This window comes from Pseudomonas sp. B13(2017), assembly GCF_002113245.1.
Taxonomy (GTDB): Bacteria; Pseudomonadota; Gammaproteobacteria; order Pseudomonadales; family Pseudomonadaceae; genus Aquipseudomonas; species Aquipseudomonas putida_Z.
Genome location: NZ_NEJX01000031.1, coordinates 18969 through 31893 on the forward strand (window position 1 = coordinate 18969; position 12925 = coordinate 31893).

Sequence of the window (12925 nt, forward strand, 5' to 3'; positions counted from 1 at the left end):
GGTGCCAGGCACCGCGTTGGATTCTTCGCGGCTGAAGCCGCTCCCACAGGTACAGCGCATGTCTTGACTCAGGCGCGACCCCACACAGTGCGTTCATCAGATTGATAAAAAAAGGGCCCGCAAGGGCCCCGTAGAGGTAAGTGGCTAGCGTGTTCAGGCGCTCTCGATCCTGCGTGGCGCCATGAAGTACATCCACACCAGCGCCAGGAAGTACATCGCCGGGATCATGGTGAACAACACGGCATAGTTGTTGTTGGTAGCGGTCAGCACGCTACCGACGATCTGCGTCATGAACATCCCGCCAATCGCAGCGCACATGCTGCCGAAACCGAACACCGTGCTCACCAGGTGCTTGGGCGTGTAGTCCATCACCAGGCTCCAGATATTCGCCGTCCACGCCTGGTGTGCACCCACCGCCAGCGAGATGGCCGCCACCGCGACCCACAGGCCACTGGCGTTGGCGGCAAAGGTGACGCTGACCATGGTGCAGGCGAAGATCAGCATCGACACCAGCCGCGCCGTGGTAGCGCGCACGCCACGGCCGATCAGCCAGGAAGACAGGATGCCGCCGCCGATGCTGCCGAAGTCTGCCGTCAGCCAGATGATGATCAGCGGGATACCCATCTGGGTCACGTTGATGCCCAGGCTGTATTGCTGGTTGAGGAACGGTGGCAGCCAGTACAGGTAGAACCAGAACACCGGTGCGGTAATCGCGTAGGCCACCGCGAACGCCCAGGTGCCACGCAGGCGCAGGATGCGGCTGAACGGCACGCGGGTCGGCTCGGGCTCGTCATCCTGCTGGATGTACTCCACCTCGCTCTGGCGCACGCGCGGGTGATCTTCAGGGTTGTAGTACTTCAGCACCCACAGCACCACCCACACCAGGCCCAGGCTGCCCATGGCGATGAACGCGGCCTGCCAGCCCCACACGGCCAGAATCAGCGGCAGCAGGGCCGGCGTGACCATGGCGCCGACGTTGGTGCCGGCGTTGAACAGGCCGGTGGCGATGGCCCGTTCGCCAGCCGGGAACCACAGGCGCACGGTCTTCACGCAGGCCGGGTAGTTGGCGGCCTCGGTCAGGCCGAGGATGAAGCGGCAGACCATGAAGCCAGCGGCCGAGGTGGCCAGGCCGTGAGCGCCGGTGGCCAGGCTCCACAGCAGCACGGCGAAGAAGAACGCGCGTTTTACCCCGACCTTGTCGATCAGCCGGCCTTGCAGCAGGAAGCCGACCGCATAGCCGACCTGGAACCAGAAGTTGATGTTGGCGTAGTCCATGGCCGTCCAGCTCATTTCCTTGGCCAGGACGGGCTGCATGATGCCGAGCGCGGCACGGTCGATGTAGTTCAGGGTGGTGGCGAAGAACACCAGGGCGAGCATGCCCCAACGGGTCTTGCCGACGCCGAAGGCGCCGCGAAGCTTGTCGCCGATCGAACCCTGGGGCATCCGGGGGGCGGCGGGGGTGATCTTGGAGTGGTTCATAAACTGCTCGATTCTTGAAATTGTATTCAGCTGCGGTGCTACGAGTACGTGACCGGTTCCCAGGCAGGGGGGCACGCAAGGCCGGTGCATGGTGAGCAGTGAAGGCGGCAGCGTCAATTGAAGGGAAGGGCTAGTGTTCGGTTACCGAACGGTTGCGTTGGGCCTGCGGGCAAGGCAAGGGGCAACGTGATTTCAGGTGGTCAAGGTACTCAATGCTCTACCAGCCAGATAACCGAATGTCATCCCCGGCCCCAAGGTAATACCACCACTCGGGTAATACCCGCCCATCACACTGTTCATATCGTTGCCCACCGCATACAACCCGGGGATCGGCCGCGCCTCGCGGTCCAGCACCCGGGCCGAGGCATCCGTGCCCAGGCCGGCGAAGGTACCCAGGCTGCCCGGCAACAGTTTCACTGCGTGGTACGGCCCGTGCAGCAGTGGCCGCAGCGATGGATTGGGGGCTTGCAACGGCTCGCCCTGCGCCCGGTTGTAGGCCGATGCACCGCGCCGGAAAAGCGGATCTTCACCCTGGGCTGCATGGCGGTTGAAGTCGTGCACCGTGCGCTGCAACTGCGCGGCGTCGATCCCGCAGCGCTGTGCCAGTTGCGCCAGCGTGCGACCGCTGTGCAGGTAACCGCAGCGTTGATAGTGGCGGGTGGGGAAAGGGAAGGGCTTGGCCCAGCCGATGCCATAGCGCCGTTGCGCGGCATGGTCGCAGATCAACCAGGCTTCCGGCGCTTCACCCTGCGGCGTGGCGGCGAACAGCGCGTTCATGAAGTCGTGGTAGCAATCGGCCTCGTTGACGAAGCGCCGGCCATCGCGGCGCGCGGCGATGAAACCGGGCTTGGCGCGATCGATCAAGTGCGGGAAATGGCCGAAACTGCCATCGCTGCGCGGCACCCGCGACACAGGTGCCCAGGCCCCCGCATGGGTCGCAGTCGTCTGGACCAGGCCACCGGCCTGTTCGCCCAGGCGCAGGCCGTCGCCGCTGTTTTCACATGGCGCGGCGGAGTAGTGCTGGTCACCGTCCGGCGCATGCGGCATCAGTTGCGCGATGCGCTGGCGATCATGCGCAAAGCCACCGCAGGCCAAAACCACACCGCGGCGGGCATGGATCATCTGGCCGTCGGCAAACTGCGCGCCGCTGACCCGGCCTTCGCCCAGCAGGCGACTGGCCGGCTTGTCGGTCAGTAGCGTCACGCCCAGGTCCAGGGCGCTGCGCAGCAGCCGTGCCACCAGGGCGTTGCCATTGACCAGTTGCAGGCCGCGCCGGTGCAGCAGCAGGTCGCGGCCATGGCGCAGCAGGCGCTTGCCCACATGCAGCGCGGCCGTGGGCGAGCGTGTGGCGTTGAAGAAGGCGGCCATGTCGGCGCCGCCGGCAATGCCCATGCCGGCCAGGCTGACGATGTCCAGCGGTGGGCGCAGCTTGTGCAGCCAGGGCCCGAGCAGGCGCCCGTCGTATGGCAGCGCGCACAGCGAACGCCCACCGCGCGCGCTGCCGTCGCCTTCGCGCATGTCGGGCATGCGGCTGCCGCACTGGAACTGTACGGCAGTGTGTTGCTGGAAGAACGCCACCATCTCCGGGCCATGGTGCAGGAAGGCGCGCTGGCGCGGGTTCAGTTCGCTGACATGGGTTTGCGCGCGCAGGTAGCGCTCCGGGGCATCGTCGGTCTCGACGATGCCTTCGGCAATGGCCAGCGGGTTGCGCGGTGTCCACAGCCAGCCCCCCGACCAGGCGCTGGTGCCGCCCAGTTGGCTGGCTTTTTCCGCGACGATCACCTGCAGGCCGTGATGGGCGGCAGTAACGGCGGCAGCCAGGCCAGAGGCACCGGAGCCGATGACGAGTACGTCACATTCGAGGGGTTGCATCGTGGGGTTCCGCTCAGGCGTTGGAGGAAGGTTTTACTGCAGCGGCGAAAAACCGGTGGGCCGCAGCATTCGCGACTGCAAGTGCAGCACCGCGCCCAGCTCGCGGTTGCGCCTCGAGAACTCTGCCCAACGCGGGTCCGCTGCCATGGCTGCACGGCGTGCCATGCGCTCGTCGAGGCTGGCATAACCCCAGATATGCACCACTTGGTTGACCTCGCCGAACTCGCTGGTGAAAAAGCCGACCAGGTTACCGAGATGCTCGCTTTGCACCTCCAGCGCGTGGCTTTGGTACAGGCTTAGCCAGTCGGCCATTTTCAGTGGGTCGAGGGTGTAGGTTCTCAGTTCGTAGTACATGCTGGAGTCTCCATGTGGGTGGTTGGCGCCTGCAGGCGCGCGGCGATGTGGTTGGCAGCGAGCCAGCCGAAGGTGAGGGCAGGGCCCAGGGTGATACCGGGGCCGGGGTAGGTGCCTTTCATCAGCGAGTTCATGTCGTTGCCGACTGCATACAGCCCGGCAATCGGCTGGCCATCGCGGTTCAGCACGTTGGCCTGGGCGTCGGTCACCAGGCCGCGGGCCGAGCCGAGGTCGCCGGTGTGGATGCGGATGGCGTAGAACGGGCCGCTGGTCAGCGGCGCCAGGCATGGGTTGGGCGTGTGTTGCGGGTCGCCCATGTAGCGGTTGTAGCTGTTGCCGCCTTTGCCGAACGCGCGGTCGATGCCGTTGCGGGCGTCGGCGTTGAACTGCTCCAGGGTCTGCATGAACACCTGTGGGTCGACGCCAATGGCCTTGGCCAGGGCCTGCGCTGTTGCGGCGCGGTGCAGGTAGCCGGCGTCGATCAATGCCTGGTTGTCCACCGGCTTTGGCCGCGCCAGGCCCAGGCCGTAGCGGTTCATCGCCTCGGCATCGCAGACCAGCCAGCAGCTGGCAATGCCTTTGGCGAACATGGTCTGCACGAAGTGGTGGTAGGAATCGGACTCGTTGACGAAACGTCGCCCGTCCGGGCTCACCGCGATCACGCCCGGCTTGGCGCGGTCGGTGACCAGGTGCGGGAAGCGCTCATGCTCGCCACTGGCATGGCGCAGTTCGGAAACCGGTGCCCAGAAGAAGTTGGCCACCAGGCCCTCACCCTGGGCTGCGGCCACGGCTTGGCCAAGGCGCAGGGCAGCGCCGTCATTGCTGGGCGGTGACATGGTCAGGTGCGGCGCTTGCCGGGCCGGCCGGTAGCTGTCGGCCAGCGCGCCTGCAGCGAACCCGCCCATGGCGCACACCACACCGCCCCGGGCCAGCACCCGTTCACGGCGCCCTTCGCGTTGCACCACCACGCCGGTGACCACGCCGCGTTCGACGATCAGCTCCAGGGCTTCGCTGCGCAACCACAGCTGCGTGCCATGGGCAAAGGCGCTGCTGGCCAGGCGGGCGATCAAGGCGTTGCCGGTGGTAAGCCGCGTGCCGCGCGGGTGGCGCAGGCGGTCCTGCGCGTAACGCGCCATCAGCTTGAGGCAATGCCACAGCGACCGGGGCGAGCGGCGGATACTGAGAAAATGCTGGATATCCACGCGGTTGACCATCATGCCGCCGAACAGCAACATGCCGGGCGGTGGCATCTGCAGGTCCTTGAAGTGCGGGCCGAGCTGCCTGCCGTCGTACTCGACCATCTCCAGCGCCCGGCCAAACTGGGTGGCACCGGGGGCGTCCGGGTAGTAGTCCGGCGAATGCGGGCGCAGGGCGTAGCGCAGTTCGGTGTTCTGCTCCAGCCAGCGCAGCGCCTGGTGGCCATGCTCGATGAAGGCGTCGACCAGGGCGGGGTCATAGCCGTCGCCGATGACCTGCCTGAGGTAGGTGCGAATGGCCTCGGGGGAGTCCACCGCACCGGCGGCGCGGGCTTGATCGGTACCGTAGAGCCACACCGCCCCGCCGGAAATCGCCGAGGTGCCGCCAAAGTGTTCGGCCTTTTCCACCACCAGCACTTTCAGCCCATGGCGCGCGGCCGTGGCGGCAGCGGTAAAACCACCGGCGCCGCTGCCCAGCACGACCAGGTCAAAGTTGTGTTGCGCATGTTCATGCGTCGGCATGGCTTCAGATCTCCAGCGGCGTGACGCCCATGAAGGCGCCCAGGTGGCCGAGTTGGGCGAAGGCCATTTCCGGGCCGGTCTGGACCGCGCAGCCAACCTGGCGTGCCCGCTTCAGCAGCGGGGTGATCTCGGGCGAGGTGACCACGTCGGCGACCAGGGTTTCGGCTTGCAAGGTGGCGAGCAGGGCGGCAGGCAGCGGCAGTTCCGCGCTACCGCCCATGCCGACAGGGGAGGCGTTGACCAGCAGGTCGAAGCCTTCCAGCCCGTCGACCCGGGTGGCGAGTTCGACCGCGGGGAAGGCATTGCCGAGCAGCTCGCACACAGCGCCCATGCGCGCGGTGCTGGGGTCGCTGAGGGTGATGCTGGCGATGCCGGCCTCGCCCAGCGCATAGGCGATGGCACTGCCGACCCCGCCACAACCGATCACCAACGCACGCTTGCCCGCCGGCTCGAAGCCATGTTTGCGCGCAGCACCGAGGAAGCCGGCGCCGTCCACGTTGTCGCCCAGCAGGCGACCGTCTCGCTCACGGCGCACTACATTGACCGAGCCCAGCGCGGCTGCGCGCTCGCTCAGGCCGTCCAGGTGGCTGGCCAGGGCCTGCTTGTACGGCACGGTGACCACGCAACCGCGCAGGTTCTGCCAGCCGCGCAGGGTGCCGGCGAAGGTATCCAGTGCGGCCTCATGCAGGTCGATGGGCAGCATGGCGAGGTTGCAGTTGTTGTTGGCGAACCAGGTGTTGAAGTTTTCGGGGGACTTCACCTGGGCAATGGGCGAACCGACGATGGCGACCAGTTCAGTGGAACCACGAATCATGCTGACCTCCTTATTGGCGTTGTTATGCAGGCCAAGGGTGAGGCAAGGGGGCGTGGGCAACAATGCGCTGATCGGGCGTTTAATGCGATAATCGCATCATTGATCCGGTTATCGCGGTAATCGGCTGTTTTTGCCCTGCTTGCGAGTCGAATAGATGAACACCCCCGCTATCCACCCCCGTGACCTGATCGCCGGCTTGCAGAAGGGCCTGGCGCTCATGCAGCTGTTCAGCGCCGAGCAGCCGCGCCTTAGCGTGCCCCAGGCGGCCAGGTTGTCCGGCCTTACCCCCAGTGCCGCGCGGCGGTTTCTGTTGACCTTGGTGCACGAAGGGTTTGCCGAAACCGACAGCCGTGAGTACTGGCTTACGCCCAAGGCGCTGCGCCTTGGCCAGGCGTATGTGGACTCGGCGCAACTGCCGCGCATGCTGCGGCCGATCGTCGAGCAGGTGGCGCGGCAGACGCAGGAGCATGTGTCGGTGGGTACCCGTGATGGTGACGAGATCATCCATCTGGTACGCAGCCGCTACAGCCATGTGTCTTCGTTGTCGATCCGGCCGGGTTCGCGGGTACCGATGTATTGCACCGCCGGCGGGCGAGTCTGGCTGGCCTGGCTGGATGAGGGGGAGCGGGATGCCTACTTTGCGCGTAACCCGCTGCGGGGGTTGACGCCTTATACGCAGACGGACCGGTTACAGCTGGAGGCGGAGTTGCTGCGGGTGAAGGAGCAGGGGTTCTGTATCGTGGACCAGGAGTATGAAATCGGCATGCGCGTGCTGGGTGTGCCACTGCTGGACCGGGCTGGCCGGCTGAAAGCGACGTTGACCATCACCACCCATGCTTCGCGGTTGAGTGTGGATGAAATACGCTTGCGGTATCTGCCGACCCTGTACGAGGCCCAGGCGTTGTTGCGGCCGGTGCTGGATTGAGGCGGTATGGTCCGGGAATCGTGCTGCCGTCTTCGCGGGTAAACCCGCTCCCACAGGGATCGCGCCAGGGCAGTTGATTCTGCAGGAGTGCAGAAGTCCCTGCCCTGGCGCGATCCCTGTGGGAGCGGGCGTGCCCGCGAAGCAGGCGACGCGGTGCCTGATCCCTCCTTGCGCCTACTCCATCGCCTCGGCCACGCCCTGGTCCTCACCCAGGAACCCGCCGCTCTGGTGCTGCCACAACCGCGCATAAGTACCATTCTTCGCCAGCAGTTGCGCATGGGTGCCTTGCTCGATGATGTGCCCTTCATCCATCACGATCAGCCGGTCCATGGCGGCAATCGTCGACAACCGGTGGGCGATGGCGATGACGGTCTTGCCTTGCATCATTTCATCCAGGCTCTCCTGAATGGCCACCTCCACTTCCGAGTCCAGCGCACTGGTGGCTTCGTCCAGCAGCAGGATCGGCGCGTTCTTCAGCATCACCCGGGCAATGGCGATGCGCTGGCGCTGGCCACCAGACAGCTTGATGCCGCGCTCCCCCACCAAGGTGTCGTAACCGGTGTTGCCCTGGCGGTCGCTGAGCTGGCTGATAAAACCATCGGCCTGGGCATTGGCCGCAGCGGCGCGGATCTGCGCCTCGGTCGCATCGGGGCGGCCATAGGCGATGTTGTCGCGAATCGAGCGGTGCAGCAGTGAGGTGTCCTGGGTGACCATGCCGATGGCGCTGCGCAGGCTGTCCTGGGTGACCTTGGCCACGTTCTGCCCGTCGATGCGGATTTCCCCACGGTCCACGTCGTAGAAGCGCAGCAACAGGTTGATCAAGGTGGATTTGCCGGCGCCGGAGCGGCCGACCAAACCGACTTTTTCGCCCGGGCGGATGTGCAGGCTCAGGTCGTCGAGTACCTGGCGCTCGCCGTTGTAGTTGAAGCCGACCTTGTCGAAACTCACCGCGCCCCCCTTGGTTACCAGCTCGGCAGCGCCCGGCGCATCCGTTACCTTGGGGCCGCGGGTGAGGGTGGCCATGCCGTCCTGCACGGTGCCGATGTTTTCGAACAGCGAGGTTATCTCCCACATGATCCAGTGCGACATGCCGTTGATACGCAAGGCCATGGCGGTGATCGCCGCCACCGCCCCGGTGCCGACCTGGCCCTGGTGCCACAGCCACAGCGCATAGCCACCGGCAGCAATGATCAAGCCCACCACCAGCGCCTGGTTGACGATTTCGAACTGGCTGACCAGACGCATCTGGCGAAAACCGGTCTGCTTGAAGTCCTCCATGGCTGCGCGCGCGAAGTGCGCTTCGCGGTTGGCGTGCGAGAACAGTTTCACCGTGGTGATGTTGGTGTAGGCGTCAGAAACCCGCCCGGTCATCGATGATCGGGCGTTGGCCTGCTCCTGGCCGACCTTGCCCAGGCGTGGCACGAAATACAGCATGGCCAGGCCGAACAGCACGACCCAGGCAATGAATGGCAGCATCAGCTTCAAGGCAAAGCCACCGGCCAGGGCAATGATCGCGATGAAGTACACACCGATCCCGGGCAGGATCTCGATGAGGGTGAACAACACATCGCGAACCGCCAGCGCCGTCTGCATCACCTTGGTGGTGACCCGGCCGGAAAACTCGTCAGAAAAGAACGACAGGCTCTGGCGCAGCATCAGCCGGTGAAAGTCCCAACGCAGGCGCAGCGGCAAATTGATCGCCAGTACCTGGTGCTGAAGCATGGTGCGTAGCGCCACCAACCCGATGCTGACCAGCAGGACGATGCCGATACCCCACAGCACCCGGGTTTCTTCGGGGCCGACGGCACCGCCGGCCTGCCAGGCCGAGAGCAGGTCCACGACCTGGCCGAGGAAGGCGAACAGCCAGGCTTCGTAGATCGATACCCCGGCACTGAGCAGCGCAAGCGCCAGGATGTAGCCGCGCGCACCCCGGGTGCAGGCCCACATGAATCGCAACAGACCAACCGGTGGCGGTGGTATCTCGTCAGGGGGGAAGGGGTCGAGCCATCGTTCAAAAATACGCAGCATGCTTGTCTCCGAAAATCAGCTTTTGCCTGGCGCTAACCATACAGATCACTCAGGCCTGCGGGGGTTCGTGCAGTGTGCGGCATAACCTTTTCTCATCAAGTCGTCGCCCGAAATGTCGCTGTATGCACAGTGGATGAGACTTTAGCCTTTTGCATGGAGCCGCAGCACGCTCAATGCCTTGGCTGGACCGTCCAGCTGAAAACAATAAGGAGTTACCCCAATGTCCGCATTCAAGTTTTCCGGCGTAAACCTGGCCATCACCACCCCGTTCGATGCACAGGGCAAGATCGACTACGCGCGTTTCGAGAGCCTGATCGAGCGCTACATCGCTGCAGGTGTGCATGGTTTCGTACTCAGCTCCGGAACCGGGATGCACGTTTACCTGAGCAAGGATGAATCGAAGGAGCTGGTGGCCTTTGGTGCCAAGGTCATCAACGGCCGCGCCCGCGTCATCGCGCAGACTTCGGCGCTGCTGGTCGAGGAAGTGGTCGAGCGCACCCGCCACGCCAAGGACTGCGGTGCCGACGGTGTGATGGTGCTGCCGCCCTTCTTCGAAGGCCCCACCGACGACCAGGGCATTGTCGACTTCTACTCGAGCGTGTCCGAGGCCGGCCTGCCGATCATCGGCTACAACGTGCCACAGGCCGTCGGTGTCGAAGTGACACCGTCGCTGTTCAAGCAACTGAGCGAGATCCCCAACTTTGTCTCGGTCAAGGACAGCAGCGGCGATCTGGCAGCCCAGGCGTCGTTGTCGCGCACCGGCCTGCCGACCATGAACGGCGCGGACCCGCTGGTACCCTACGCACTGTTCGCCGGCGCGGCAGGGCTGATCTGGGGTGGCGCGAACATGGCGCCGAAGACCTGCGTTGCCGTGGCCAATGCTGCCAGCGAAGGCAACTGGGCCCAGGTGCAGCAGATCTGGAAGAGCCTGGCCCCGGTGATGTCGCTGATCTGGCAGGGTGACTATGTGCAGTCGGTGTACGCCGGCGCGCAGATCATGGGGTATGACGCAGGCAACCCGCGCCGTCCGTTGGCCCGCCTGGCCGAAAGCAAGCTGGGTGCGTTGCGTGAGGCACTGGCTCCGTTGATCGAACGCGAAGCATCGGCTTCCTGATTTCGCAGGGGCGCTCACTATGTACACTGCTTCGAAATTGCCCAGCAACAATGGCAGCTCGGGTTGGGTGGAGATGCTGCCACGCCGCCAGGCCAAGGCCGTGCTCAACCGTGCGGTCACGGCGGATGTCGCCATCATCGGGGGTGGCTTTGCCGGTTTGTCGGCGGCCCGCCAACTGGTCCGGCGTGACCCGACGCTGAAGGTCGTGGTGCTCGAGGCCGGGCTGGTCGGCGAGGGGGCCTCCGGGCGCAACTCCGGCTTCATCATCGACCTGCCGCATGAAGTGTCCGCCGAGGGCTTGGGTGGTGGTTCGCTCGAGCGCGCCCGGCGTGACATCAAGCTGTACCGCACGGCCATCGACCTGGGCAGGGAGCTGGCCGACCTGCATGGCTGGGGCAAGGAAGTCTTCGACCCCTGTGGGCGCTTCAGCGTGGCCCGGGGCACCCAGGGGGACGAGCACATCCTGTCCTACGGCAAGCAACTCGACGCGCTGGGTGAGCGGTATGAGCTGCTGGACACCCGGCAGATTGGCGAGGTAACGGGCAGCCCGGCCTACACCTCGGGCATGTTCATGCCGGGCACGGTGATGATCCAGCCGGCGGCCTACGTCAGGCGTTTTGCCGATGCTCTGGCTGACCCGGTGCAGGTGTATGAACAGACGCCGGCCATTTCCTTCAAGCAGGTGGGTGGCGCGTGGGTGATCAAGACGCCAAACGGCATGGTCTCAGCGGGCAAGATCATCCTTGCCAACAACGGCCATGCGCAGAGCTTCGGCTTCTTCAAGGGCAAGCTGCTGCATGTGTTCACCTACGCTTCGTTGACCGAGCGCTTCGACCCCAGACTTCTACCGGGCCAGCGTACCTGGGCCGCCACCCCGGCGTTGCCCATGGGCACCACGGTGCGGCGGATCAGCGATGGTGACAGTGACCGGATTCTGGTGCGCTGGCGCTACAGCTACAACCCGAGCCTGACCATTGGCGATGGCCAGGTGAACAGTGCCGGCCGTGTGCATGACGGCAAGTTCGCGACGCGTTTCCCCACGCTCAAGGGGTTGCGCATGGAGTACCGCTGGGGCGGCCCCATGGCACTGACCTGGAACAGCGTGCCAGCGTTCGGTGAAGTCGATACCGGAGTGATCGCTGCCTGTGGTTGCAACGGGCTGGGTGCTTCCAAGTCGAGTGCGGCAGGCATCGCTGCGGCGGACCTGGCAGTGGGCATCGACAGTGAACTGGTGCAGATACTCAGCGCCTATGACAAGCCCAAGCCGTTGCCGCCACAGCCGTTCCTGACCATCGGCGCCAAGGCCAACATGAAGTTCAAGGAGCTGCGTGCAGGCGATGAATAGCGCGCGCCAGTCGTGTCGATGAAGTACCGAAGGGCCTCGATCGAGGCCCTTTTTTTGTATGATGGGCCAGCGGCGACTGCCCCCCGTTTCCTGATAACTGGTAGAGGTCAATGGTCAAGCACACAGAGCCCGATCAGGCGCTTATACAAATGCCTTCGCTGCGCGCCGTAAAGGCGTTCGTCGCGGCGGCGAAGTACCTCAATTTCACCCGCGCGGCAGAGTCGCTGTGCGTCACCCAGGCGGCCATCAGCAAACAGATACGTGAGCTGGAAGGTTTCATGGGCGCCGAGCTGTTCATCCGCAACGGGCGGGCGGTGGCGCTTACGCCCGAAGGCGCGATCTTTTTCGATGCCGTACAGCTGTCGCTCAGCAACATCGCCCAGGTCTCGAGCCGCATACGTCGGCAGAACAAGGGCAAGCGGGTGGTGACACTGTGCTGTACACCGGCGTTTTCCGGCTTGTGGTTGACGCCGCGGTTGCCGGAGTTTCTGGCAGCGAACCCGGACATCGACCTGAACCTGGTCATCACCCAGAATTTCGTGAACATGGAACCTGGGGTCCAGCCTGACATGTTCATCAACAAGCTGTCGAAGATCAGGGAAGGCTACAGCAGCCACCCTTTGGCCTATGACGTGATCTACCCGATCTGCAGCCCGGGCTACCTGGCACAGCACCCGGAAGTGGCCACGCTGGACGGTATCAGCCAGGGCTCACTGCTGAACCTCAGCCCTTACGGCCGTTCGCAGATTGCCGAGCACATCGACTGGTACATGTGGTTCGAGTACCACAATGTCGACTTGAGTGCGCGGGTGGCGGCAGGTGCGCAATTGCTGCATTCCAACGATTACGGCTCGCTGGTTCAGTTGGCGATCAAGGGCCAGGGGGTCGCCTTGGGCTGGCATTACCTGATCGAGCCGCTGATCGAGGAGGGGGTGCTGGTACGGCCGGTGGCGCAGGAGTTGGTGCACAAGGACAGCCAGCACTTCCTGACCTTCAACGAGCAGAAGAAGGACGACAGCGCGTGTTGCCGCATGCGGGACTGGATCTTGTCGAAGTTCTGAGCAGGCCCGGCCTCTCCGTCGGCAAGCCAGCCACAGTCTTCGAGGCTATGCATGGCCTGTGGGAGCGGGCGTGCCCGCGAAGAGGCCAGCCCGGACAACACAGGGCGGCCAGGTGCCGAACTCCGTCAGAACAGCACCGGTCTTGCTCAGGTCACGAAGCGTTGATCCAGATGGTCTTCAGCTCCGTGTACTGGTCATGGGCCCAGATGGACTTG

10 protein-coding genes are annotated in these 12925 nt (G+C 64.7%); 4 read left to right on the plus strand and 6 right to left on the minus strand.

The features are described from left to right. Positions 1-153: 153 nt before the first annotated feature. From CAG44_RS26090 to CAG44_RS26110, 5 genes are all read right to left on the minus strand, one after another. Positions 154-1479: an MFS transporter gene (locus tag CAG44_RS26090; protein WP_085693353.1), complete on the minus strand. Its 1326-nt coding sequence runs from the start codon at positions 1477-1479 to the stop codon at positions 154-156. 192 nt (positions 1480-1671) lie between these two features. After that, positions 1672-3351 (minus strand): FAD-dependent oxidoreductase, encoded by a 1680-nt coding sequence (locus tag CAG44_RS26095; protein ID WP_085592628.1) that lies wholly within the window; start codon positions 3349-3351, stop codon positions 1672-1674. Between the two features lie 33 nt (positions 3352-3384). Continuing rightward, positions 3385-3705: an NIPSNAP family protein gene (locus CAG44_RS26100; protein ID WP_025339629.1), complete on the minus strand. Its 321-nt coding sequence runs from the start codon at positions 3703-3705 to the stop codon at positions 3385-3387. Then, the gene (locus CAG44_RS26105) at positions 3690-5423 is read right to left on the minus strand and encodes an FAD-dependent oxidoreductase (RefSeq protein ID WP_085693355.1); all 1734 of its coding nucleotides are present in this window, start codon (positions 5421-5423) and stop codon (positions 3690-3692) included. Before CAG44_RS26105 ends, CAG44_RS26100 begins: the two co-directional genes overlap by 16 nt. Positions 5424-5427: 4 nt before the next feature. Then, a complete protein-coding gene (locus CAG44_RS26110; RefSeq protein ID WP_085693357.1) occupies positions 5428-6237 on the minus strand; it encodes a shikimate dehydrogenase in 810 nt (269 codons plus the stop codon). Positions 6238-6391: 154 nt separating this feature from the next. On the opposite strand from CAG44_RS26110, the gene CAG44_RS26115 reads away from it, so the two are divergent. Beyond that, a complete protein-coding gene (locus tag CAG44_RS26115) occupies positions 6392-7162 on the plus strand; it encodes an IclR family transcriptional regulator (protein ID WP_024086800.1) in 771 nt (256 codons plus the stop codon). 174 nt (positions 7163-7336) lie between these two features. On the opposite strand, the gene CAG44_RS26120 is transcribed toward CAG44_RS26115, so the two are convergent. Further along, positions 7337-9190: an ABC transporter ATP-binding protein gene (locus tag CAG44_RS26120; protein WP_085592619.1), complete on the minus strand. Its 1854-nt coding sequence runs from the start codon at positions 9188-9190 to the stop codon at positions 7337-7339. A gap of 220 nt (positions 9191-9410) precedes the next feature. On the opposite strand from CAG44_RS26120, the gene CAG44_RS26125 reads away from it, so the two are divergent. The 3 genes from CAG44_RS26125 (at position 9411) to CAG44_RS26135 (ending at position 12710) form a co-directional block, all read left to right on the plus strand. After that, positions 9411-10304 carry a dihydrodipicolinate synthase family protein gene (locus CAG44_RS26125; RefSeq protein ID WP_085693359.1) on the plus strand — a complete coding sequence of 298 codons (894 nt, stop codon included), beginning with the start codon at positions 9411-9413 and terminating at the stop codon, positions 10302-10304. A 19-nt stretch (positions 10305-10323) separates the two neighbouring features. Further along, positions 10324-11649 (plus strand): FAD-binding oxidoreductase, encoded by a 1326-nt coding sequence (locus CAG44_RS26130; protein WP_085693361.1) that lies wholly within the window; start codon positions 10324-10326, stop codon positions 11647-11649. 110 nt (positions 11650-11759) lie between these two features. Further along, positions 11760-12710: a LysR family transcriptional regulator gene (locus CAG44_RS26135; protein ID WP_025339615.1), complete on the plus strand. Its 951-nt coding sequence runs from the start codon at positions 11760-11762 to the stop codon at positions 12708-12710. Positions 12711-12925 lie beyond the last annotated feature (215 nt).